Consider the following 23,787-nt stretch of genomic DNA (forward strand, 5'->3'; position numbering starts at 1 on the left):
GGCCACGCCCACCGGCGTCAGGATCAGTAGGTGATGACGAGCCGCACGGAGGGCCGGTCGATCACGGCTCCGTCGGCGAGGTCGCTGTCCGGTGTGTCCGCGGGGTAGGCCGTGACGACGGGTTCGGCGGTCCGGGCCGGGCTCCAGGCGCGGATCTGCGCGCAGATCCGCTCGGCGAGATCGGCGCCGGCGGGACCGTAGCCGACGGCTCCCAGCCGGAATCGGGGTTCTGCCTCGGGGTCTTCGGCGGTCCGCTCCAGAGTGAGGTACGCGATGGAGTCCCCCTCGACGAGGGCGGGGCTCAGGGCGGGTGAGGCGGGGCGGGGGAGGCCGGCCTCCACCGCTGCGGGCTTCGCAGTGATGCGGCAGGTCGCTCGCTCGGTGGCGCTCAGCCGCAGCCAGACGCCGTCGAACGACTCGACGGGCCCGACCGTCACACCGGTCCAGACGACCGACTTCTGTCGGGTGAGCGCGTCGCGAAGAAGTTCCGGGACGATGGACTGGTCCTCGTCCCAGTAGAGCCTGACGAGCCGGTCGTCGTCGATGTAGTCGTTCCGCTCCCCGTCCTGGCCGATCACCGGGAGGAAGCCGCACATCTTGACGGAGTCGGACCGCATCCGCCCCTCCTCGCGTTGGAAGGCCACGGCCCTGGAGAGCCCGCGCCATCGCAGCGGGACCACGAGGCGTCCGCCGACGGCCAGCTGGTCCCACCAGGCACCGGGGAGGTCCCACATGCCAACCGTGGCGATCATTCGGTTGTACGGGCTGAATTCCGGGGCGCCGAGGGCGCCGTCCCTCGTGACGACGCGAACGTCTTCGTATCCGTTTGCGTCCAGCATCTGGCGGGCGTAGGCGGTCACGTCGGGGGCGATGTCGCATGTGGTGACCTGTCCGGACTTCCCGGTGAGGTGCTTGAGCAGGGCGGCGTTGTAGCCGGTGCCGGCCCCGATCTCGAAGACGTTGTCGCCTTCGCGGACGGCGAGCTGGACCAGCATGAAGTGCACGACGTCGGGCTGGGAGACGCAGCTCAGCGGGAGTGCGTCCTCGTCGGGGTTCTCCTTGATCGTCACGCTCTTGTTGGCGTACGCCTCCTCGATGGGTGTGTCGGGGAGGAAGGCGTGGCGGGGTACGGTCCGCATGGCGGTCTCGACGCGTGCGTCGCGGAGGCCGGAGAGGTCCTCTTTCAGGATGGCGTCGACCAGGCGGTTGCGCAGGTTCTCGGGGGAGGCGCCAGTGGTGGTGTTCATCGCGTCCTTTCGGAAGGTACCCGGCTGTGCGTACGGCAGGGACAGATCGTTCTCATTTGTTCTGGTGTGCGGGATGCGGTTCGCGGCGTCACCCTGTCAGGAGCAGGCAGCGGTCCCAGGGGGCGGTGATCGCCGTGTTGACGGGGTCGGTGAGACGGGCCAGGTGGATACCTGCCGTGCCGTCCATCAGGCCGTTGCCGTCCGGTAGTCCGTGGTGGTCCAGGTGCTTGTTGAGCCGGACGTTCAGGCGGCGTAGATGCGATGCGAGTTCGTCGTCGAGGGCGTCGGCGGCGGCACGGAAGACGGTCTGTATGAGCCCCGCCCAGCCGTGGCAGAGGGAGGCGTCGGTGAGCTGGGCGCGCTGCCGGTCGTCGGCCAGGCATCCGGCCAGGGCCTGCTCGGCTTGCCGTTGCCGGTCACGGTCGCCGAGGGCGAGGCCGGCGAGTTGTTGGGCGCGGGCGATGCCGGGGGTGCCGTAGCACCAGGACGGGCGTCTCGGTCCTGGGCGCTGGAGTTCGCCGCGTCGGTGTTCGGCTCGGGTGATCAGGTCCGGCCACCAGGCGTGCGAGTCGGTGCCGTTGCGCCACCGGTCGAGCCAGTCGCAGATTCGAGTGATGGCTTGCGTCTGTCCGGGCACCGTGTGGCCGTGTCGCAGGGCCGTGGCCAGCAGCGCCAGCGGTCCGGTGATGCCGTGGGCGAGGCCGAAGTTGCCGTGTCCGCCGGGCCATCGCGGCGTCGGTCGCAGATCGGGGCTGTCTCCCGTCCACCAGCCGGGCAGACGTTGCGCTTCGATGGTGATCGGTTCCGTCAGCCGCACCAGGTAGGCGAGGACGTCCCGAAGCTCCGTCTTGTTGCCGCGGTGCAGGTGGTATACGCCCAGCCCGGTCAGTCCGCTGATGAGGTCGTACTCGCCCAGGGTGGGCAACGCGCCGCGATCGATGCGGGCATGTGCACGCTTGAGTCGTTGGCCTGTGACGTCGGCGAGGTGTGTGTCCAGGGTCGCCAGGGCGCGCGTGGCGGCGTTCGTGTGCGTGAAGCTGAGGACGTACGCGACGGCCGGAGCGCCCTCGTACAGACCGCATGCCTCGGGGGCGGCCTGGATCGGGCCCTTGAGCATGGCGGCGGCCCACGGCCGGAGCGCGTCCCGGTCCTCTACGCCGGTGTGGGCCCTGACGGCGTGCAGCAGCGCGACCCCCGCCGCGCCGGAGTACAGCGACTGCCCCCAGCCGGGCCCGGTGGGTGTGGGCGGCGCGTCGTAGTTCATCAGCGGCTCTCCCCCGGCCAGGCGGCCCATGCGACGGCGGACTGACGGGCAAGGCGGCGGCAGATCCTCTCGTCCTCCCGGTCCAGGCCACGCAGGCGGTTATGGTGCATGTGCAGCAAGGATTCCAGGACGGAGTCGAGGTCCATGCTCTCGGCGAGGCCCTCGCGATACAGCGCCAGGGCCACGGCGCGACGGTGCCACGCTTGGGCGAGCACTTCGCCCCAGCCCCGGGCATGAGGCGTAGTGCGGCGAGCGAGTTCGATGGCCTGGTCGCTGACGCCTCGTTCGACGCGAGCCGGAGGCGCGGGCCGGTTCGCCAGCCACCGCATGCCCTCGTCGGGGCCGAGCAAGCCGCAGGCGGTGTCCACCATGCCGACGGCGGCCAGCGCGCGTCCGTCGACGCCGTCGGCTCGGGGGCCCTGCAGGGCGGCGAGTGCGTAGGCCGAGTCGGCCGTGAACACCGTCTCGGCACAGCGCAGGGCGGCGCCTGGGCCGTAGCGGCCGATCTCGGGGGTGTACGTGTCGAACACGAGCCTGCTGCTGATCCCCTCGCGGCGCAGCCCGGCGGCCCATCCGGCGACGAGCTCAGTGCAGGCGGCGTACTGTCCGGGGTTGCGGGTGCGGATGCGCAAGCGGAGGTGGTCGAGGTCGTGCGGGGTGCGGTAGCGGACGAACCACCACTCGGGCGTACCTGGGAGTTGGGTCACGAGCCTCGCGAGGTGGGTGCCGATCAGCTCATCGAGCTGTTCGGGGTGGCTGTAGATCTTGGCGTTCAGCCAGGGTGCCTGTACCGCCCCCGGTACGGGCCCGAGGGTGCTGTTGGTGAGCACGGGGAGGAAGCCGGAGAGCGGGTCGGGTATCGGCCGGCGGGTGCTGGTCATCGGCAGGGCGATCTCGTGGACGTGGCCGCCGGTCCAGCCGTAGGTCTCCTCGGCCGGCGCCTCCGTCAGCACGGCATGGGCTTCCCGGTCCAGGTGGGCGCGTAGGACGGTGGCGTGTGCGGGCACGTCGAGTTGGAGCCGACGTGTCCGGTCGTCCTCCCGCAGCTCGACGGCACCGTGGCAGTGCCACCGCTTCCGCCACCGGCCGAGCGCGTCGGTCCACTCCCGCGTGTCCGCGCCGCGGCTTGGAAGGTCGTCGGCGGTCACGTTCCAGCGACGGGGAGACAGGATCACGCGCCCGTAGCGGACGCGCGGCAGGAACGGCAGCCGTGCGCCGTGCGGCCCCCAGTCGAAGCTGGTCCAGGCAGGGCCGAAGGAGCGGGTCAGGTGCGCCAGGAACCTGGCCAGGGGCGGGGGTTGCTTGTCCAGAGCCATGGCGTGGAAGACCTGCGGGTCCACCAAACGACGGCGGGAGATGCTGACCAGGTACAGCCGGGTGTGCGTGGCCGTGACCGCGAGGTCGTCGACGTCGATGACCGTCGGCGCGGTGTCATCCGGGCTTCGGTGCTCGCCCAACGGGATCACGTGTGGAAGATAAGCGGGGATGCGGGCGACGTTCTCTGTGTGCGGGTACAGAGGCGGGAAGGACAGCTGCGCGGTCAGCGCGTTCTCGACGCCCGTGGGAATTTGGCGGTAGACCTCGTCGAGTCCGGTGCCGACGGCGACCGGAGTGAACCGGGAGGTGAGCGTGCCTGCGGCACGGGCCGGTGTCACCGTGAGCGTGAAGTCCCCGTCCTCCAGGGCGGACAGGCTGTCGGCGTGCAGGCGCGCGCACATCTCCACGTGGGGCGGTGCCTCCTGCCCGGTCGGTGCATCGCCGGCGAGGCAGTCGATCAGGTCGTCGGTGAGGACGATCTCCCTGCTGCCGTCAGCCAGCGCCTGCCAGGCCAGGCCCAGCAGCCGCTCGTCACGCTCGGAGACTGTCGGGGGCGGTGCGGTCATGCGGCTGCCGGGATACTCGGCTGGATAGCCAAGCCCGGACGCCGGGTCGACGACCTCCTTCACCGGCACGAGCGTGCCGGTGCCATACCGCTCCCAGAACGCGACCTGGTACTCCTTCCACACGCCCTGGCCCGCCGGTCGGCGTGTGAGCCGCAGTAGGGCATCGGCAGCCCTCTCCATCTCCTGCGCGACGCTCTCGGGGATCCGTACCTCGGCGTCCAGCCTCAGGTCGACGGCCAGGGGGCTTCGGCCCGCGCCTGAGAGCCCACGTAGTCGACCCGTGAGTTCCTCCCGAGCCAGCCCTTGCGCGCCGGCCGGGCGCCGGTTGTGCTCGTGTACGGCGCGTTGCACTGCTTCCAGCTCGTGCAGAACCTGCGCGACCTGCGGCACCGTGTCCGCGTCCGCGCCGTGCAGCCGGTCAATCAGGTGGGACAGCGGATCGGTGTTGGTCATCGGCGCGCGCAAACTGGTGATCAGGAATTTCTCGCGCACCAGCGCGCCGAGCAGTGTGCGGATGTTCTGCGGCTCGGTTCGGGGGAAGGCGGCGGCCAACTGCTCGGCGAGGGCGGCGAAGTGGACCGGCCGGCGTGCCAGGTCCTCGATCACGCGTACCGCACTGGTGCGCCGGACGGTGGCGCCCATCGGTCCGCCGTGCGGGACGTGAAGGCGTCCGCCGCGGCGCGCCGCCAGGTTGTTGAGGACGACATCCAGGCGCTCCAGCAGGATCGGGCACGCCTCCAGGCGGACGATGACGTCGTCCAGCCACTCGGTATCCACCCGCGCCACGGCCTGATGTGCATCTCCCCACCTCACGTGTGGCGTCGAACCCACGCTGGCCGCGGTGACTCCCGCGAAGAGGCCGAACGGGGTCGGTCGCCCAGTGGCGCGCAACAAGTAGCGGACGGTGGCCATGGCGGCGCGCCGGACCTGCTTGGAGCGTGTCGGCTGCCCGTCGCAGATCGCGTCGACCCGCGTGGCGAGATCGCCGCTCGCCTGCCGGACGGCGTCGGCGAACCGCGCATCGGCCCACACCTGCCTCAGCCACCTGCCGCACGCCTCCGTGTCGGACGGGTCAGGCCACCATGTCGGCAGACCCGTCAGCGGCATCGCGGCGGCCCGGAGCAGCGCCGCGCCCGTGTGCTGGTAGAGCTTTCCGTCGCTTCCCATCCCCATGCCTCCGCCATTAGTGCTGTGAACGAGCGGGGTCGGGGGCGGCAGTGCCCCCGACCCCGTGCACGGGCCGTCGTCAGACGGCGCTGGCGCAGGACGAGGCGCAGGAGGCCGCGCACCCGTCACCGGTGCCGCATGCCTTGGGGAGCAGGTCGGCGCCGATCTCCGTGACGATGGTCAGGTCGACGTCGAACGGGTCGGCGGGCGCCTCGGGGGCGGCCGTCGCAGCGGACGCCCCGGTGGTGGCCGTCATGATCGGGCTGAGCATGGTTGCGGTCATCGCACTTCCTCTTCTGTCGGAAGGATCCGAACGGTTCGTCGTGCTGCCCGGCCTGCGTATGGATTGCCGCAGGGCCGAGTTTCTGCGTTCGCACCTTGGGTGCGGCCCCTCTCCGGTTGACCGGATTCCGTGGGGGACATGGATTCGGAGCATCCGGAGAGGGGGGGTCGAGGACACGGGCCGGGTCTACCGGGCCTGGCCCGCGTAGAGCGTGGTCAACGTTGTGCCGGTCACCAGGACGGGCAGGAACAGAACCTGGAAGGTGCCGAAGCCGAACCGACCGATGTACGTCGCCGGATGCCGCAGCACCCATCCGACCTGGTCGAGCAGCCGCAGGAGCGGCCGTTGCCGCATCCGGGCCATCACGCTGCCGACCTCCGTGCGCCCGTGGAGCCAGCGGCATCGACGACCGCCCACGGCGTCGTGATCAGCGCTCCGGTCCGAGCCTGCCAGGCAGCGAGGTTCGCCCTGTCCTCCTCCAGATGCCCCAGCATCACGAGCAGAGGGGTGACGATCCCGGCCGCCTTCCCCTGCTCGACCGCGGCCAGAGCGTTGTGCCAGCCCTCGCACAGGGCGCGGCTCTCGAACGGTGCCGCTCGGTCGACGTACGTCTCGACCGCCTCCCAGCCGGCATCGGCCACGTACCGCCGTGCGCTGGCCACGCTGTGGTCGGCGGCCTCACCGAGTGACGCGGGCAGACAGGCGTACAACACCAGGAGCGTGCCCGGGGGCACCTCGTGTGGTGCGGTCTGCCTCGCACTGCCGCTCATTCCGCGTTACCTCCAGCCAGGTGAGCCGAGACGCCGAGGTTCCGGCGCCTCGACGAAGAGCCTCGTCGGGGGCAGTCGGCGGCGGTACGCCGTCAGCACGCCGTTTGTCCGCCGTCCGGCGGCGCGCGAGGAGGCGGAGCCGCGGCGTACCGCTGCGGCTCAGGCGTGGCGAGGCTGATCGGTCCAGTGCCAAGCGGAAACGGAAGCGGCGATGGACGCGGTGGACGAAGAGCGCCTTTGCAGGCGGACGCCAGTACGGCGTTGTTGGGTGAAGCTGGCGGATTGCACCGAGCCTTCGGGCCTCGCGCGCAGACACGTACGAGAGTTCCTCAAGGGACGTACCGCGCCGGAGCGGGTCGACGACGCCGTTCTGATCGCCTCGGAGCTCGTGGGCAACGCGCTCAGGCACACAGCCGGCGGACCGGACTGCATGTGTGTGGAGGTCTACCAGGACGTGGCGGTACTGCGCGTCCATGATGCGGGACGGGATGTCTCCAGGGTACGGGCACGCTCTGCGGAGGAGTCGGTGGATGAGTTGAAGGGCAGTGGTCTCGGACTGCTGCTCGTCGGGGAGTTGGCCTCCGCGTGGTCCGTCCGGCCGACCGCGATCGGCAAGGAAGTGGTCGTAATTCTCGCTCTGGATACGAGCGGGCTACCCGAGCGCGACGTTCCTCCGCACATCCCAGCGGTACGTCCGCCCCTCACGGCGGAGCTCCACCAACTGGACGACGGACACGGAGAGTTCGACAGCCGGTAGAGCGCGAAGCCCTGAGACCGTCTCCACAACGGGCGCGGCGGGGCGCCGGCGGTTGTTGTACGCGAGGCTCAGGTGCGGCCGGAATGCGGACGTCGGCTTCTTCGGGGCCAGACCGACGCTGCTCCCTGCCTTGGCCAGCGCGTGGTGCAGCCGGAGCAGGGGTTCCCAGGGGCCGAGGGACAGGCGGACGGCGCCTCGGGATCCGGCCAGCGGCATGGCGCGTACGGAGAACGCGGAGGGCAGCAGCGCCTCGGCGTCCCGCGCCAGGCTGTCCAGCTGGCCCGGGGTGACGACGCCCGGCGTTCCCACTCGGGCGAGGGTGATGTGCAGTCCGTCCGCCGGCACCAGGTCGAGACCGAGGGGTGCCAGCTCCTCCTGGCAGTGCCCGGCGAGAGTCGCGAGCCGCTGATCATCCGGAAAGGTCAGCATCCAGTAGTACGCCCGGCTGCCGTCCGACCAGCCGGGGCGTGCCCAGTGGTCGGTCATCTCGTCGAGTGCGCTGAACGCCGCCCAGTCGTGGGCCGCGGTGACCGCCGGGTCGTGCGTGTCGGCGGGGGGCTCGGCGGGGAACGCGGCGGGATCGGCGCTGAGCAGGGGCACTCGACGTACTCCTTCGGCTTCACACTGCCCCGGAGTACGACGACACCGACGGCGCCTACGACGCGGATGACGCCATGGCCAGGGCCGCTGGCTGCGAGCTCCAGGTCCGGAACTCGTCGCCATAATCGCGTACCGCCGGGTGATCACGCCACGGCCCGGCCTGCTCATGCAGGTCACGGGAGCGTTGGTAGACGGAGCTGATCGGTGTGTCTCCGCACAGCCGCAGGGCCTCACGGCCCAGCGCCATCGCGTGGTCGATGTCGGGCGTGCGCTGCTGCAGCAGCGCGGTGGCGACGTCGAGGCGTACGAGCGAACGGCTCCAGGAGGAGGTCGAGTGCTCCACCAGATCGTCGATGTGTTCGGCGTCGCGCAGTACCTGGGCCGTGTTGCGCAGCGCGACGTGTGATGTGACGGCGTTGGCCAGCGTCCTCGCCCGTCCGTACGGCTCGAAGGAGATGCAGGAGGTCAGCCCGACGGGTACCTCGTGGAGGTCGGAGAGGCGGAGTGCCTGTCCGATGGTCTGCTCGACGGCACGCCGGTCGCCGGTCTTGCCGAGGGCCCGGGCCCGGCCGTTGGCGAGCAGGCGGATGCACTGGGCGTGGCGTGGGGCTCGCTCGACGGCCGCGGCCGCGCAGGCGTCCGCCTCGTCGTACCGGCCGGCGTAGTAGAGGCTGAAGGAGAGGGTGCCGCACGCCCAGAGGTCGGTGTCCAGGTCGCCGATCTCACGGCTGAGTTCCCGGGCTTCGGTGCAGTACGCCTCCGAGAGCGCGAAGTCGCCCGTGTTCACCGCCATGTAGCCGAGCAGGCCGGAGGCGCGGGCGGCGAGGCGGAAGAGCTCCCGGCGCGTGCGTGGGGGCTGGCGGCCGTCGAGGAGGGTGTGGGCGAGCTGCCGTACCTGGCGGGCCTGGGGGCGGAGGACGTACGGCCCGTCCTGTTCATACCGACTGGCGATGCCCTCCAGCGAGGAGTCGAGGAACGCGAGCGTCGCGTCGTCGGCGTTGCTGGCCGTGAGCTGCCGGGTCCGGGTGACGATGTCCAGCGGGTGCTCGTCGTCCTCGCGTGGCGGAGGCGCACTCGTCGCCTGCTGGCCCGTGTTCGACTCCTCGTCGCGGTCGTGCGCGGAGTCGCCGTAGTACGCCGTGGAGAACAGCTCGGACACGGGTCTGCCCAGCATGTGCTCCAGAACCCGGCAGGCGTCAGGACGGGGCAGAGTCAGCAACTCCCCGCCGTACCAGCGGTCGAACTGACGTGGAGAGACCTGGAGGGACGCCAGGCGGGGGTCTCGGTCGAGCTCCGCCAACCGGGCGGCGGCCCGCTCGTACTGGGCGGCGAAAGCCTCGTGCGTCGTCAGGTGCCGTTGCTGGAGCAGCTGCCGAAGCAGCGTTGTCCGTGGCATGGCCCACCCTCCTGGTACGGCGTGCAGGACCGACGCGGAGGCACTTGCCGGTAGCGAGGTCGTGGCCATGCTCGCCCATCGGTCGACTGCGGCGCACGCCCGTACCAACGCGCGCCGCGACTCCTGACAGCATGCCGACGCAACCACCAACTAGGCAATATGTCTGGTGAAGTTGACCCGTATGGGTTGTAGAGGCGTCGCCGGTACGGAGAGACTTCCGGCATGGCCTTGAAGAGAAGCCTGGTCCCGCAGTCGGTGTACCGGCGACAGCTCGCGGCACGGCTGAAGGAACTGCGTGACGCGACCGGGCTCACCCTCACCGAGGTCGCCGATCAACTGGAGGTCAATCAGGGGTCGCTGAGCCGGATCGAGAACGGCGAACGCGGTACGACGCCGGTCCTCGTCCGGGCACTGCTGGACCTGTACGGCGTCAAGGACGAGGACCGGCGCGCCGACGTGCTCGACCTCGTACGGGCGGACAAGGAGCAGCAGAAGCCCTGGTGGCGGAAGTACTCCACAGTGCTCACCCCGACCCGCTACGACGGGTACCTCGCGCTGGAGGCCGGCGCGACGCACCTCGCCAGCTACCAGCCGATGCTCGTGCCAGGGCTGCTCCAGACCGAGGACTACGCGCGTGCCGTGATCTCCCAGATGAGGAAGGACCTGTCCCCGCCGCAGGTCGAGTCCCTGGTCAGGGTCCGCATGGAGCGGCAGAACAGCCGCCTGGGCGGTGAGGCCCCTGCCAGGCTCTGGGCGATCCTCGACGAAGCCGTGCTGCGCAGGACGGTCGGCTCCGCTGACGTGATGCGCGACCAAATGCGGAAGCTGGTGGAGGCGAGCGAGCGGCCGAACGTCACCGTGCAGCTGTTGCCGTTCTCGCTCGGCGCGCATCCCGGGCTGTACGGCCCGTTCGTCATCCTGACCTTCCCGCCCCCCACGCCAGACTTGGTGTGGCTGGAGAACCCCAAGAACTCCGTGTATCTCGAGTCCCCAGAGGACGTGGAGAACTACACGGACATCTTCGACCAGTTGAGGAGCACCGCCCTCGACCCGTCGGAGACGCGCACCCGCATCGCACGCATCAGCAAGGAGCTCGAAGAGTGAGCACGCCCCGCATGGCCGCCCCGCACGATGTCACGACAACTCCGTACGACGTCGATCTCGCGCACGCGCGGTGGCGGAAGAGCTCGTACAGCGGGGGTGCGAACGACTGCGTGGAAGTTGCTGCACTGGTCGACCGCGCCGCAGTCCGCGATTCCAAGGACATCAGCCGTGGGCCGTTGTTCTTCTCGAAGGCGGCGATGCGCGCGCTGGTCAGTGGGATCGCCCGCGGGTCAGTCAGTGAGCGTTGGAGCTGAAAAGAGGGCTGAGGCGCGAGGACATCCCAGGCAGAGCTGGCTCCACACGGCCTTCGCCCGGCGGGCGCTGTCGGCCTCGACGCAGCTGCGGAGCCAAAGCAGCCGGCGTTCGCTTCGAGCCCTCACAATTCGCCCGCGGTGCCCTATGGGCAGTGAGGCTGCCGGCGACCGCACCCTCGAGCGCGGCCCGCAGCGAAGGCCGCGCCCGGTACCGGCTCGCCGCAGTGGCGGTGAGCACGGTGGGCGAAGCGGATACGACCGTGGCGGGGCCGGCCATAGTGGGGCCGCCTACGTCCGCGAGAAGCGGGTCGGCGGTGTCGATCAGCTGGCGGATCGTCGGGTCATGGTGTGACCTCCTCCGGCTTACGCACCGTCTGCGCTACGGCCTCAATGTCGTTCACGAACCGGTGGGGTCCGGCACCGACGTGCCCGACGGATGGACGCCCTCCTGACACCGGCGGATGAGGTCCACCGCCCCAGGGCCGCAGCGCCTGCGGATCTCGCGGTAGACGTCACCTATCCCTCCGCTCGTAGCGTGGAGTCCGTGATCGCAGGGGAAACTCCAGATCACATCAATTGCGATAATTGGGCAGACTCCGACACCGCATGTCAGTGGCGTGCGCGATGATGTAGGCCGACCAGGGGATGAGAGAGGTTTGGCCGCTGTGGATGTCTTTGAACTGCACCGGAAGCTTGTCGCTGACTACCGGCAGTTCACTGAGTCATTCGTGGGCATCCGGGACCCCAGAATTCGTGAGGCCGTCGAGCGTGACCTCGCAGAAGGCGGCCAATGGCCGGACGCATGGCTGTCGATCAACCCTCTCTTCGAACCGGGGGGCACGGTTGACGAGCTCGTCAAGGACCAGCTGCTGCACCCCGAGTGCTCCAAGATCTTCCGCACCGGCAAAGACGCCGGAGGGGCTCCCGGCGTTCCCATCTCTTTCCACCGGCACCAGCGAGAAGCGATCGAGGTAGCCACCACCGGCAGGAGCTTCGTGCTCACCACCGGCACCGGTTCGGGCAAGAGCCTCGGCTACATCGTGCCAATCGTGGACCACGTCCTGCGTGCACGCGCCGCGGGCGATACGGAACGCCGTACGCGCGCGGTGATCGTGTACCCGATGAACGCTCTGGCGAACAGCCAGCGCAAAGAGCTCGAGAAGTTCCTTCAGGCAGGGTACGGGCCAGAGGCGTCGCCGGTGACCTTTGCGCGCTACACCGGCCAGGAGTCCGAGGAGGAGCGCCACCGGATCCTGCGCGATCGCCCCGACATCATCCTCACGAACTACGTGATGCTCGACCTCCTGCTCACCCGCGACAAGGAGCGCGGAAACTTTCTGCATGCCACACGCGATCTGCGTTTCCTCGTCCTGGACGAGCTCCACACCTACCGCGGCCGGCAGGGAGCGGATGTCGCTCTGCTGGTGCGGCGTGTGCGGGACGCCTGCGAGGCGCGGAGCCTTCAGTGCATCGGCACCTCAGCGACCATGTCGAACGAAGGAGATCATCTGGAGCGCCGTAAAGACGTGGCGCGCGTGGCCAGCCGGATCTTCGGAGGGCCGGAAGACGTCGCACCGGAACATGTCATCGGCGAGACACTCCGCCGCGCCACCCGAGGGCCGGATCCGTCACCGGCGCAGTTGACCGAAGCCGTACTCAGGGCACCGGATCGGCTCACCCGCGGCTACAACGACCTTGCTGAGGATCCGCTCGCGGTCTGGATCGAGAACACGTTCGGTCTGCGAGACCAGGCTGGGCATCTCGAGCGGCAGCGTCCGATCACGCTGGCCGATGCTGCGGTCGGCCTGGCCGCCTTGGTGAATCTGGACGAGGACACGTGCAGGGCTGCCATCGAGGACATGCTGCGCGCCGGAGCGAAGGCCAAGGACCCTGACACGCATCGCCCCTTGTTCGCCTTCCGCCTGCACCAGTTCGTCTCGAAGGGGGACACCGTCTATGTAAGCCTTGAGCCCGAGGCGACGCGCTACGCCACCAGGCGATACCAGCGTGTGGTCCAGGGCGACCGGGGCAAGCTCCTGCTGCCCTTGTCCTTCTGCCGCGAGTGCGGCCAGGAGTACCTCGCTGTGTCCCGGACGATGAGAGCCGGCCAGGTGGCTTACGAGCCGAGACACGATCACGAGTCGGACGACGATCAGACCGCGGACGGCTATCTGTATGTGAGCACCACCGCACCGTGGCCAGCGGATCCTGTCGCGGACGGGCGGCTGCCGGACTCATGGCTCGTGCGCGACGAATCCGGTATCCATGTGACCGACAATCGTCGGCGCTATCTTCCGGTGCCTGTGACCGTCACTCTCGACGGTACAGAAACGGGGTACGGCGGCGCAGAGAGCGAGTCCTCAGCCGCAGGCGACCACGGCACTGACCCTGCCGACGGTGCCGAGGGTCTTAGGGCTGCATTCGTCCCCGCCCCGTTCCTGTTCTGCCTGAACCCCGAGTGCAAGGTCTCGTACGAGCAGGTCCGTGGCCGGGACTTCGCCAAGCTCGCCAGCCTCGACTCGGAGGGGCGCAGCTCCGCGATGACGGTGATCAGTGCGAGCATCGTCCGGAGTCTGCGCAGCCAGCCACCCGGCGATGAGATGCCGAGAGAGGCTCAGAAGCTGCTCACCTTCGTGGACAACCGTCAGGACGCCAGTCTGCAGGCTGGGCATTTCAACGACTTCATCCAGGTGACGCATCTGCGGGGCGCCCTAGTCAAGGCGTTGAGTGACGCCGGTCCAGCCGGGTTGCGTTACGACACTCTGGCGCAGCGTGTCACCGATGCTCTGGCCCTGCCGGTGGAGTCCTACGCGGGCAGGGCGGAGGTTCGCTTCAGCCATCAGCGGGAGAATGTCACCTCTGCTCTGCGCGCGGTGGTGGAACTCCTCCTGTACCAGGATCTGCAGGGGTCCTGGCGTGTGACGATGCCGGGCCTGGAGCAAACCGGGCTGCTGGTTTTCGAATATCCGGCTCTCGGTGAGATCGCCGCTGCCGAGGACCTTTGGGAGAGCGGGCACGCGGCTCTCGCCGACGCCGCCCCGGAGCAGCGCGAGCAGCTGCTGCGGCTGGTGCTCGATGAGATGCGCCGCAATCTCGCCGTCGACGTCGAGGTTCTGTCCCGCACCGGTTTCGAGCGGGTGCGTTCGCGCTCCGACCAGTGGCTGACTGGCCCTTGGGCGCTCTCGGAGAGTCATCCGGAGCCCCGCCCTGCGGCTGTGTTCCCAACGCCGGCGCGGCCTGGCGGGTACCGCAGTGACGTCCACTTCACCGGCCGGTCCATGCTCGGCCGCTATCTGCGCGCGCCGAGCTGTTTCCCGCACCTGTCGGACCGCCTGACCGTCGACGACGCCCAGCTCGTGATCCGCAGGCTGCTCGAAGTGCTCTGCGAAGCAGACCTGATCACGGAGTCCGTGCCACGGTCGGAGACGGGTACCCCCGGTTACCGAGTGAAGGCGTCCTCGCTGCTGTGGCTGCCTTCAGACGGTTCCGAAGGCATGCGCGATCTGCTGCGTCGCCGACACGGTGCCACCGCACCGCGCGTTAATGCCTTCTTCCGTGGTCTCTACGCGGATCTCGCACACAGCCTCGCTGGGCTGCAGGCAGGGGAGCACACCGCTCAGGTCCCCACGCCCGTACGGGAGGAACGGGAGGCTCGGTTCAGTTCTGGCAGGCTGCCGTTGCTGTACTGCTCCCCGACGATGGAGCTCGGCGTCGACATCAAGAGCCTCAACACCGTCGCGATGCGTAACGTGCCGCCTACCCCGGCGAATTACGCGCAGCGTTCCGGGCGCGCGGGACGTTCCGGTGAGCCCGCCCTGGTCACCACGTACTGCGCCACTGGGAACGCACACGATCAGTACTACTTCCGTCGGTCGCACCTCATGGTGCAGGGGCGGGTGGCACCGCCGCGCCTCGATCTCGCGAACGAGGATCTGGTCCGCAGCCACGTCCAGGCGATCTGGCTCGCCGAGACCGGAGCCGACCTGCACTCGAGCCTGCCCGAGGTACTGGATCTCGCTGATTCGATGCGCGGTTATCCGGTGCGCGAGGAGATCTGGGCGCAGATGCTCGATCCGGCACCGGCCCGCCGCGCGGAGGAGCGTGCTCGGAACGTGCTCGCGTCCGTGCCGGATCTCGACAGCTCAAGCTGGTGGAGCCCGCGCTGGCTGGAGGATGTCGTCCGCAACGCCGCCCGAGGCTTCGACCGAGCCTGCGACCGCTGGCGCAACCTCTACCGGGGCGCTCTCGCGGAGCAGGAGGAACAGAACCGCCGCGTCCTCGACCAGTCGCTGAGCCCCCAGTCCCGTGAGCAGGCGGCCCGGCGCAGGCGCGAGGCCGAGAACCAGCTCAAGCTGCTGCGAAACGAGGACAGCCAGCGCCTCGGCCACAACTTCAGCGACTTCTACACGTACCGCTATTTCGCGTCTGAGGGGTTCCTGCCCGGATACTCCTTCCCGCGGCTCCCGCTGGCCGCGTACATCCCGGGCTCCCGCAAAGCTCGGGGTGCGGGTGCTGAGGGCGACTACCTGCAACGCCCCCGCTTCCTGGCTATCAACGAGTTCGGCCCCGGTGCCCTCATCTACCACGAAGGAGCCCGATACGAGGTCAAGCGGGTGCAGTTGCCCATCGCCGAGCCGGGCGAGATCGACACCGAAGCAGCTCGGCTCTGCCGCCACTGCGGCTACTTCCACGAGCAGCAGGCCGGTACGGATCTCTGCGACAACTGCGGTGAAGCGCTCACCGGGCTCATCCCCAACCTGATGCGGCTAACCACGGTCGTCACCGAGCGTCGCGAACGCATCTCCTCCGACGAGGAAGAACGACGCCGGGCAGGCTTCGAGCTGGAAACCGCTTACCGGTTCAACGCGCACGGCGACCGGCCAGCCAGGCTGGACGCGCAGATTCTCCGCGATGGCCAGAAGCTTGCCGACCTGGCCTACGGAGACACCGCCAGCCTGCGCATCATCAACAAGGGACGACGACGGCGCAAGGACAAGGCACGGGTCGGTTACCGCATCGACACCGCGACCGGCCGATGGCTGCCCGACAAGCAGGCTGAAGCCCTCGAATCGGACGAAGGGGAGTCGTTTGCGGATGCCGACATCTCCCGCCCCGTGGTCCCTTTCGTGGAGGACCGACGGAACATCCTCCTCCTGCGTCTCGCCAAGCCGGTTGACGAGGTCACCGCCACAACGTTGCGTTTCGCCCTTGAGCGCGGTGTCGAGGCGGCCTTCCAGTTGGAGGACTCCGAACTGACCTCCATCGCCCTGCCGGACCCGGATAACCGGGCCCGGATGCTGTTCACGGAGAGCGCCGAGGGCGGCGCCGGGGTGCTTCGCCGCCTGCAGTCCGAACCAGACGCACTGGCGACCGCGGCCGCCGAAGCCCTGCGCATCGTGCACACCGATCCGGACACCGGTGAGGACGTGCCGGCGTCGGCAGGTCTGCCCGAGCCCTGCGAACTCGGTTGCTACGACTGCCTCCTGTCGTACGGAAACCAGAGCGAGCACCGGCTGATCGACCGCACAAAGGCGATCGGGCTGTTGAGGGGTATCGCAGGGGCAACGGTGCGGGGAACGGGCGGGGCAGCCAGTCCTGCTGACCGGCTCATCATGCTCAAGGAGGACAGCGAGAGCGAACTGGAGCGCGCCTTCCTCGATTTCCTCGCCGACCGGGAGCTGCGCGTGCCGGACGAGGCGCAGGTCCCGCTGATACATCTCGCGGCCCGCCCGGACTTCGTCTACCGCCTCGCCGGTGCCGACGTCGCCGTCTTCGTCGATGGTCCACACCACGACCGGCCCACCCAGCAGCAACGCGACGAGGAGGCCGAGGACCGGCTGATGGACGCAGGCTGGCTGGTTGTCCGCTTCGGGCACACTGACAACTGGCAGAAGATCGTCGACCGTTACCCGAACGTGTTCGGATCCGGAGGAGCCCGGTGACCAAGTACGAGACCGGCAACCTGGTGGCCGCCCGCGGGCGTGACTGGGTCGTGGAGAAGGTCACCGAGGATTTTCTGGTAGCACGCCCACTGGGCGGTGACCCGGCATTCACCACTGGGCTCTTCGTCGACGAAGTAACGGATTCGTCCTTTCCCAGGCCGAGCACCGACCCCGACGAGGTGGGTGACTTCAGCAGCGCGGGGCTTCTTCGAACGGCGCTGCAGATCGGGTTCCGGGACAGCGCGGGCCCCTTCCGATCCCTCGCCCAGTTGAACTTCGAGCCTCGGCGCTACCAGCTGGTACCGCTGATGATGTCGATGAGCATGGATGTGACGCGTTTGCTCATCGCCGACGATGTCGGCATCGGCAAGACTGTGGAATCGGGGCTCATCGCAAAGGAGCTGGTGGCTCAGGGGCAGGTTGACCGGTTCAGTGTGCTGTGCCCCCCAGCGCTGGCCCGGCAGTGGCAGGACGAGCTGCGGGACAAGTTCGGCATCGAAGCCGCGCTGGTCCTGCCCAGCACCGTCAAGAAGCTGGAGCGCGACCTCATGGGCGCCGAAAGCCTCTTCTCCCGGCACCGATTCACCATCGTGTCGACGGACTTCATCAAGCGGGAGGACCGCCGCAGCCAGTTCCTGCGCAGCGCACCGGAACTCGTCATCGTCGACGAAGCCCACACCTGCGTACCGGACGCCGCCGACCGGGCGGGCAAACACCGCCAGCTGCGCTACGAGCTCCTCACCGAGCTTTCCACGTCACCACAGCGCCACGTCATTCTGGTCACCGCCACTCCTCACAGTGGTAAGGAGGAGACCTTCCGCTGTCTTATCGGGTTGCTTGACCCTCAGTTCGCCCCGGATACCGGCTCGTTCGACCCGTCCCAGTCCGAAGACAGGATGCGCCTGGCCAAGTTCTTCGTGCAGCGACGCCGACGCGACATCAAGCACTACCTGCAGGAGGAGACCCACTTTCCGGACACGCGGTTCCTGCGGGATGTGCCCTTCCGGATGCACGACGAGTACGCCGATCTCCTTGAGGATGTACTGGCGTACGCGCGGGAGACCGTGCGTACGAGCAGCGGTGCGACCCGCGACCGCATCCGCTGGTGGTCCGCCCTCGCCCTGTTGCGCTCGCTCGCTTCCTCGCCGCTGGCCGCCGCCGCCACATTGGAGACCAGGGCCGCCGTCGAGGGTCTGACCGACGTGGAAGCAGAACGGCTCGGCCGGGCCTCCGTCCTCGACGGTACCGAGGACGACAGCGACGAAGGCACCGACGCCGCACCCGCCGGTGATGCCACTGAGGCACTGATCCCTCTCAAGGCGGTGGAAGGAGCCGAAGGGAGCGAACTGAGCGAGCGGGACAAGGCCCGGATCCTGGAGGAGCGGAAAAGGCTCCGGCGATTCGCCGAACGCGCCCGGCAGCTGGCCGGCCCCGAGCATGACCGGAAGCTCCTCCAAGTGGGCAAGGAAGTCAAGTCGCTGATCACGGCCGGCTACAACCCCATCGTCTTCTGCCGGTACATCCCCACCGCCCAGTACGTTGCGGATTATCTGAAGTCCATCCTCGGCAAGATCACCGTCGAGCACGTGACCGGACTGTTGCCCCCGAAGGAGCGCGAGGACCGTATCGCGACGCTCACTCAGGACCCTGCCGCTCGCAGGGTCCTGGTCGCCACCGACTGCCTGTCGGAGGGCGTCAACCTGCAGCACGGCTTCCAGGCTGTCGTCCACTACGACCTTCCGTGGAACCCGACGCGTCTTGAGCAGCGCGAAGGACGTGTCGACCGTTTCGGCCAGCGTTCGACGTACGTGCGGGCCGTGACCCTGTACGGCGAGGACAACGGCATCGACGGTGTGGTCCTCGAAGTCCTGCTACGCAAACACCGCGCCATCCAGAAGGCGACCGGCGTCGCAGTGCCGGTCCCCGAGGCAGCCGACAGCCTGGTACAGGCACTCGTACAGGGCGTGCTGCTGCGCGGCCGCGAAGAGCGGCAGCTGACCCTCGACGTGGAGGCCGAAGAGGCGGCCGAGGCACTTGAACGACAGTGGCGCGACGCGGCCGAACGGGAATCCAAGGCACAGACCCGCTACGCGCAACGCACCATCCACCCAGAAGAGATGCAGCAGGAGATCGACGCCCTCCGGCAAGCCATCGGTAGCCGGGACGATGTCATCCGGTTCGTCCGCACCAGCCTCACCAAGCTAGGCGCCACCCTGCGTCCCGCTCCCTCCCGCGAAGAGGTCTCGGTCTCCGCCCGCCGGAAGCCCGCCGCTTCCGCCGCGACCGCCCAGCCGGTACTCACGGAACCGAAAGAAGAAGCAACGGACTTCACCGCTGACCTCACCGGGCTGCCCCCCGGACTGCTGCGTGACCTACAGCTGGACGGCGCAGCCCGGACCTTGGAGCTCACCTTCCGCGCAGAAGGTGCTGAACGGCTCGGCGAAGTTTCCCTCACCAGGTCGGATCCCCGTGTCGTCGCCCTGGCCCAGTGGGTGCTCGACACCTCCCTCGACGGATCGATCGCCATCGGGCGGCGCCTGGCCCGGCGCTGCGGCGTCATCAGGACGACGGCAGTGGACTCCCGCACCACGCTTCTGCTGGTCCGCCTCCGCCATCACCTGACCCTGCCGGGGCGCGGCACCACACCCACAGTGGCCGAGGAGGCCCGCGTCCTCGCCTACCAGGGCAGTGCGAGCGCGCCCGAGTGGCTCACCCCGCAGGAAGTGACCCAGCTCCTGGACGCCGAACCCACGGCCAACGCCCTGGAAGAACACGTACGCCAGTACGCGGACCGGGCCGTACGTGATCTTGACCGAATCCAGCCGGAGTTGGACCGCCACGGAGAGGCAGCAGCATCCGAGCTCCTCGCAGCGCACCGCCGCGTCCGCCGCTCGGCCTCCGCCGCCCGGCGCGGACTGCAGGTGACGTTCCAGCCCTCGGCCGATGTCCTCGGCGTGTACGTGTACGTTCCTGACACAGCATCAACCAACCGGACCACCACAGCCGGAGGCACCGCGTGAGCCCGACTGCCGTCCCTCTCGCGAGCGACGGATTCACCGCTGTCCGTATCGAAGGCAGCGTGCTCTCCCCCGAGATCCTGGCGCGTATCTCCGCAGGAGACCGCGCCCTGCCCGGGATGACACCGGGCGAGTACAGCCTGCCAGTCGGGCGGCTAGGCGACGCCGTGAGCCGGTCGTGGGCGTATCTGCAAGGCGTGTACCAGTCCTACCGTGACCAACTGCAGCAGCTGCCAGCGGCCGACCTCGGCACCACCCTGACCCGGCGGAAGTGGCTGCTCCCCCTCTTCGCCGAACTCGGCTACGGCCAACTGCCCACGACACGGCGGGGAGTCACAGTTGGCGGACGGTCCTTCCCCGTCAGTCATCTCCACCGTGAGCACTTCCCCGTCCACTTTCTGTCCTGGCACGCCGAACTGGATCGCCGCCCCGCGAAGGGAGGACGCGTCCCCCAAGCCATGCTGCAGGACTGCCTCAACACCGGCGGCTCGCTGTTGTGGGGGGTGCTCTCCAACGGCCGCCTGCTGCGACTGGTGCGGGACTCCACCTCCCTCGTCGGCTCCGCGTACATCGAGTTCGACCTCGAATCGATCTTCGACGGGGACCTGTACGCGGACTTCTACCTGCTGTATGCCCTACTGCACGCCTCCCGCATCGACCTGCTGCCCCGCGAGGACGACGCACCCGGCGAGCCAACCGCTGCCGACTGCTGGCTCGAACGCTGGCGGGAGGAAGCCCTGGAGAGCGGCTCGCGCTTCCTGCAGGGCCTGAGCACCGGGCTCCAGCTCGCGCTGGAGGAGCTGGGTTCCGGCTTCCTCACCCACCCCGCCAACGAACAGATAAGCAAGGGGCTCAGGAGCGGCGACATCCCCAAGGATCGCCTCAACGCCGCCCTGCTACGCCTCGTCTACCGACTAATCTTCCTGTTCGTCGCCGAGGACCGGCAGGCGCTGTTCGGCAAGGACTGCGATCCGCAGGCCCGGGACCGCTACGAGGCGTACTTCTCCAGCAGCCGGCTGCGCCGCCTCGCGCTGACGATGAAGGGCGACCGCCGGGACGATCTGTGGCAGGCCCTGATCATGGTGCTGAACGCCCTCGGTAAAGAGGGCGGGGACCCTCGGCTCGCCCTGCCGGGACTCGGCGGCGTCTACGATCCCAGTCCCCAGGACCACCTCTTCGACGACGTCACCCTGGCCTCTTTCCGGCTGCCCAACGACCGTCTCCTCGCCGCGGTGCGTCACCTCTCCCGGGTCCGTAGCGACGACGGCAGCCGCTGGCTGCCCGTCGACTACCGCCACCTCGGCGCGGAGGAGCTGGGTGGGGTGTACGAGGGCCTGCTCGAACTGGTCCCGGATCCCGATCCGGACCGCAAGACCTACCGCCTGCGCAACTCTGCCGGGCATTCCCGCAAGGCTTCGGGCTCGTACTACACACCTACGGCACTTGTGGACACCCTGCTCGAATCCGCCCTGGATCCCGTCCTGGAGGAAGCGGCGAAGTCATCCAACCCCGTGGACGCCCTGCTGCGGGTGACCGTGTGCGACCCGGCGTGCGGATCAGGACACTTCCTGGTCGCCGCCGCCCGCCGCATCGCCAAACGCATCGCCGTCGTACACACCCAGGAAACCGAACCACCCGTCGATGCCGTACAACGCTGGCTGCCCGACGTCGTGGCCCGCTGCATCCACGGCGTGGACCTCGACCACATGGCCGTCGACCTCGCCAAGTTCGCACTGTGGATGCAGGCCCTTCAACCGGGCAAGCCCCGCCCGATGTCCTTCCTCGACGCCCACATCCGCCAGGGCAACGCCCTGCTCGGCGCCACACCGCGCCTGTTGGAGCAGGGCATCCCCGATGTGGCGTACCAGGCCCTCGAAGGCGACGACGCCAAGCAGGTCGCCCGGCTCCGCAAGCGCAACCGGGAGGAGCGCGACGCAGGTCAGGACGCGCTGTTCTCCACCGGCGGCGTCACCGTGGCCACGGGCAACGCCCACCACGCCCACGTCATCGCGGACATCCACAGCAAGTCCGGCCGCGAGCTCGCCGACATCCACCGGCAGATCGACAAGTACCGCTCATGGCAGTCGTCCCCGGAGAAAGTCAGGGACCGCCGTATCGCGGACGCCTGGTGCGCCGCTTTCGTGTGGCCCACCTATGTCGGCGGACCGGAGGGAATCGCCGCGGACTCCTGGCGCCGCATGATCGAGAACGGCAGCGCGGGTGCGGTGACCGACCAGACGGTGGACCAACTCGCCCATGAATACGGGTTCTTCCACTGGCATCTGGAGTTCCCGCACATCTTCAACAGCTCGGACGACGAGGCACCCGGCTACGACCCGGACCTGGGATGGAGCGGTGGCTTCTCGTGCGTCCTGGGTAACCCTCCCTGGGACCGGGTGAAACTCCAGGACAAGGAGTTCTTCGCCACACGCGTTCCGGAGATCGCGGACGCCTCCAACAAGGCTGCCCGCGACCACGCGATCGCCGAGCTCGCCGCCTCGCCGGAGCAGCGCTTCCACTACGACGCCTACCTCGCCGCACGCCGGCGCTCCGAGGGCACTCTCCACTTCCTGCGTGACTCGGGACGCTTCCCGTTCACAGGACAGGGCGACGTCAACACGTACTCTGTGTTCGCCGAAACGGCCCGGCAGTTCATCGCGGGGCGCGGTCGTATGGGCATCATCGTGCCGACCGGCATCGCCGTGGACTCCACCACGGCGCCCTTCTTCCGGGACATCCTCCAACAGCGGCGCCTCGACTCCTTGCTGGACTTCGTCACCAATCCGCGGATCTGGACGGATGTGGGAAACCGCCGCTACCGGTTCTCGCTCCTAACGGTCACGGGCCGGGACACCGAAATCACGCAGGCCGAATCCTGGACCCTGGGGAAACACCCGGACGAACTACCACCGCGCGGTGAGCGCATTCAGGTCAATCCAGCGGACCTGCTGCTGGTGAACCCGAATACCGGCACCATGCCGATGTTCCGCACGCAGCGTGACGCTGACATCACGCTTGGGATCTACCGGCGTGTACCAGTGCTGTGGGACGAGAACGACGACGCCCCTGAGGCCAACCCCTGGGGCATTTCCTTCATGCGCATGTTCGACATGGCCAACGACTCCGACCTGTTCTGGGAACAGCCCCAGTTGGAGGCCGGGGGACTACACCTGGAGGGCAATGTCTTCACTGACGGCACACACCGGCTGCTGCCGCTGTACGAGGCGAAGTTCGTCCACCACTACGACCACCGGCTGTCGTGCTACAGCAAGCGGCCCGAGGGCAGCCAGGACACGGAGCTGCCGCGGCTGACGCTGGAGGAAAAGAACGACCCGGGGCGGGGTCCGATTCCCCGGTACTGGATGTCTGAGTGTGATGTGGACTATCGCTTGAATGGGCGGTGGGACAAGGGGTGGCTGCTGGGATGGCGGGATGTGACTCGATCCACGGACGAGCGAACGATGATCACGTCTGTCATCCCCAGAACAGCCATCGCCCACACGACACCGCTGCTACTCCCTGGCGTCGAGCAACCTGCTCAGCTCATCGCCAATCTGAACAGCTTCGCCTTTGACTACGGCGTGAGGCAGAAGGTTGCTGGGATCCATCTGACCTACTCGTACCTGCGGCAAGTCCCTGTGCTCGCTCCTGAGCGCTACAAGCTAGCTGCAGCATGGGACGCGAAGGTCAGCCTCGCTGATTGGATCACCCCGCGAGTCCTGGAACTCACCTACACAGCCCACGACCTCACGCCCTTCGCCCGCGACCTCGGCGACGAAGGCCCCCCCTTCCGCTGGGACGAAGCCCGCCGAGCCCAGATCCGCGCCGAACTCGACGCCGCCATGTTCCACCTCTACGACCTGACCGAGGCCCAGGTCGATCATGTGATGGAGACGTTCCCCATCGTGCGGGGAAAGGACATGGCGGCCCACGGCAAGTACCGCACGAAGCTACTGATCCTCGAGGCTTACGCGGCCATGACCAAGGCCGCCCAAGCGGGCGACGCCTACGTCTCACCGCTCAGCCCACCCCCGGGACAAGGGCCAAGGCATGTGCAGGAGTGACCAATTCTCCGTGCGACGAGGGCGCGGCAAGCTCGACAC

General features: G+C 68.5%; 14 protein-coding genes. 6 read left to right on the forward strand and 8 right to left on the reverse strand.

The genetic code is table 11. The annotated features are described in order from the left end of the window. Positions 1 to 23: 23 nt before the first annotated feature. The 6 genes from fxlM to ACZ43N_RS15700 all read right to left on the reverse strand — a co-directional run bounded on the left by fxlM (position 24) and on the right by ACZ43N_RS15700 (position 6,614). Positions 24 to 1,247: a methyltransferase, FxLD system gene (gene fxlM, locus ACZ43N_RS15675; protein ID WP_468097909.1), complete on the reverse strand. Its 1,224-nt coding sequence runs from the start codon at positions 1,245 to 1,247 to the stop codon at positions 24 to 26. A gap of 88 nt (positions 1,248 to 1,335) precedes the next feature. Next, positions 1,336 to 2,511: a lanthionine synthetase C family protein gene (locus tag ACZ43N_RS15680; protein ID WP_468097910.1), complete on the reverse strand. Its 1,176-nt coding sequence runs from the start codon at positions 2,509 to 2,511 to the stop codon at positions 1,336 to 1,338. Further along, positions 2,511 to 5,561: a lantibiotic dehydratase gene (locus tag ACZ43N_RS15685; RefSeq protein ID WP_468097912.1), complete on the reverse strand. Its 3,051-nt coding sequence runs from the start codon at positions 5,559 to 5,561 to the stop codon at positions 2,511 to 2,513. Before ACZ43N_RS15685 ends, ACZ43N_RS15680 begins: the two co-directional genes overlap by 1 nt. A 79-nt stretch (positions 5,562 to 5,640) precedes the next feature. Continuing rightward, positions 5,641 to 5,844 (reverse strand): FxLD family lanthipeptide, encoded by a 204-nt coding sequence (gene fxlA / locus ACZ43N_RS15690; protein WP_062194165.1) that lies wholly within the window; start codon positions 5,842 to 5,844, stop codon positions 5,641 to 5,643. A gap of 186 nt (positions 5,845 to 6,030) precedes the next feature. After that, positions 6,031 to 6,210, reverse strand: a complete 180-nt coding sequence (locus ACZ43N_RS15695; RefSeq protein WP_468098184.1) for a hypothetical protein — start codon at positions 6,208 to 6,210, stop codon at positions 6,031 to 6,033. Further along, positions 6,207 to 6,614 (reverse strand): hypothetical protein, encoded by a 408-nt coding sequence (locus ACZ43N_RS15700; protein ID WP_468097914.1) that lies wholly within the window; start codon positions 6,612 to 6,614, stop codon positions 6,207 to 6,209. Before ACZ43N_RS15700 ends, ACZ43N_RS15695 begins: the two co-directional genes overlap by 4 nt. Before the next feature lie 211 nt (positions 6,615 to 6,825). Between ACZ43N_RS15700 and ACZ43N_RS15705 the strand changes: the two genes are divergently transcribed. Beyond that, on the forward strand, positions 6,826 to 7,371 hold the full coding sequence (locus tag ACZ43N_RS15705) for an ATP-binding protein (RefSeq protein ID WP_468097916.1): 546 nt from the start codon (positions 6,826 to 6,828) through the stop codon (positions 7,369 to 7,371). Here ACZ43N_RS15705 and ACZ43N_RS15710 read toward each other — a convergent pair. Then, positions 7,267 to 7,971 carry a 2'-5' RNA ligase family protein gene (locus ACZ43N_RS15710; protein ID WP_468097917.1) on the reverse strand — a complete coding sequence of 235 codons (705 nt, stop codon included), beginning with the start codon at positions 7,969 to 7,971 and terminating at the stop codon, positions 7,267 to 7,269. The two genes, ACZ43N_RS15705 and ACZ43N_RS15710, sit on opposite strands and share 105 nt — an antisense overlap. Positions 7,972 to 8,026: 55 nt before the next feature. Continuing rightward, positions 8,027 to 9,367, reverse strand: a complete 1,341-nt coding sequence (locus ACZ43N_RS15715; RefSeq protein WP_468097919.1) for a hypothetical protein — start codon at positions 9,365 to 9,367, stop codon at positions 8,027 to 8,029. 222 nt (positions 9,368 to 9,589) lie between these two features. Between ACZ43N_RS15715 and ACZ43N_RS15720 the strand changes: the two genes are divergently transcribed. The 5 genes from ACZ43N_RS15720 (at position 9,590) to ACZ43N_RS15740 (ending at position 23,748) form a co-directional block, all read left to right on the forward strand. After that, complete coding sequence (locus ACZ43N_RS15720) at positions 9,590 to 10,471, forward strand: helix-turn-helix domain-containing protein (RefSeq protein ID WP_468097920.1); 882 nt, start codon at positions 9,590 to 9,592, stop codon at positions 10,469 to 10,471. Further along, on the forward strand, positions 10,468 to 10,725 hold the full coding sequence (locus ACZ43N_RS15725; RefSeq protein ID WP_338677609.1) for a DUF397 domain-containing protein: 258 nt from the start codon (positions 10,468 to 10,470) through the stop codon (positions 10,723 to 10,725). The genes ACZ43N_RS15720 and ACZ43N_RS15725 overlap by 4 nt, the downstream gene beginning before the upstream one ends. A 665-nt stretch (positions 10,726 to 11,390) precedes the next feature. Then, positions 11,391 to 16,667 carry a DEAD/DEAH box helicase gene (locus tag ACZ43N_RS15730; RefSeq protein ID WP_468098167.1) on the forward strand — a complete coding sequence of 1,759 codons (5,277 nt, stop codon included), beginning with the start codon at positions 11,391 to 11,393 and terminating at the stop codon, positions 16,665 to 16,667. Next, the gene (locus ACZ43N_RS15735) at positions 16,664 to 19,687 is read left to right on the forward strand and encodes a helicase-related protein (RefSeq protein WP_468097921.1); all 3,024 of its coding nucleotides are present in this window, start codon (positions 16,664 to 16,666) and stop codon (positions 19,685 to 19,687) included. The genes ACZ43N_RS15730 and ACZ43N_RS15735 overlap by 4 nt, the downstream gene beginning before the upstream one ends. Next, a complete protein-coding gene (locus tag ACZ43N_RS15740) occupies positions 19,684 to 23,748 on the forward strand; it encodes an Eco57I restriction-modification methylase domain-containing protein (RefSeq protein WP_468097922.1) in 4,065 nt (1,354 codons plus the stop codon). The genes ACZ43N_RS15735 and ACZ43N_RS15740 overlap by 4 nt, the downstream gene beginning before the upstream one ends. The last annotated feature ends 39 nt before the right edge of the window (positions 23,749 to 23,787 follow it).

It is taken from the genome of Streptomyces sp. NPDC030814 (assembly GCF_055572155.1).

Coding starts and splice junctions, on each gene's coding strand:
- fxlA (WP_062194165.1), bottom strand. CDS start 5,844: ATGACCGCAACCATGCTCAGCCCGATCATGACGGCCACCACCGGGGCG.
- ACZ43N_RS15685 (WP_468097912.1), bottom strand. CDS start 5,561: ATGGGAAGCGACGGAAAGCTCTACCAGCACACGGGCGCGGCGCTGCTC.
- fxlM (WP_468097909.1), bottom strand. CDS start 1,247: ATGAACACCACCACTGGCGCCTCCCCCGAGAACCTGCGCAACCGCCTG.
- ACZ43N_RS15700 (WP_468097914.1), bottom strand. CDS start 6,614: ATGAGCGGCAGTGCGAGGCAGACCGCACCACACGAGGTGCCCCCGGGC.
- ACZ43N_RS15715 (WP_468097919.1), bottom strand. CDS start 9,367: ATGCCACGGACAACGCTGCTTCGGCAGCTGCTCCAGCAACGGCACCTG.
- ACZ43N_RS15705 (WP_468097916.1), top strand. CDS start 6,826: ATGGACGCGGTGGACGAAGAGCGCCTTTGCAGGCGGACGCCAGTACGG.
- ACZ43N_RS15680 (WP_468097910.1), bottom strand. CDS start 2,511: ATGAACTACGACGCGCCGCCCACACCCACCGGGCCCGGCTGGGGGCAG.
- ACZ43N_RS15720 (WP_468097920.1), top strand. CDS start 9,590: ATGGCCTTGAAGAGAAGCCTGGTCCCGCAGTCGGTGTACCGGCGACAG.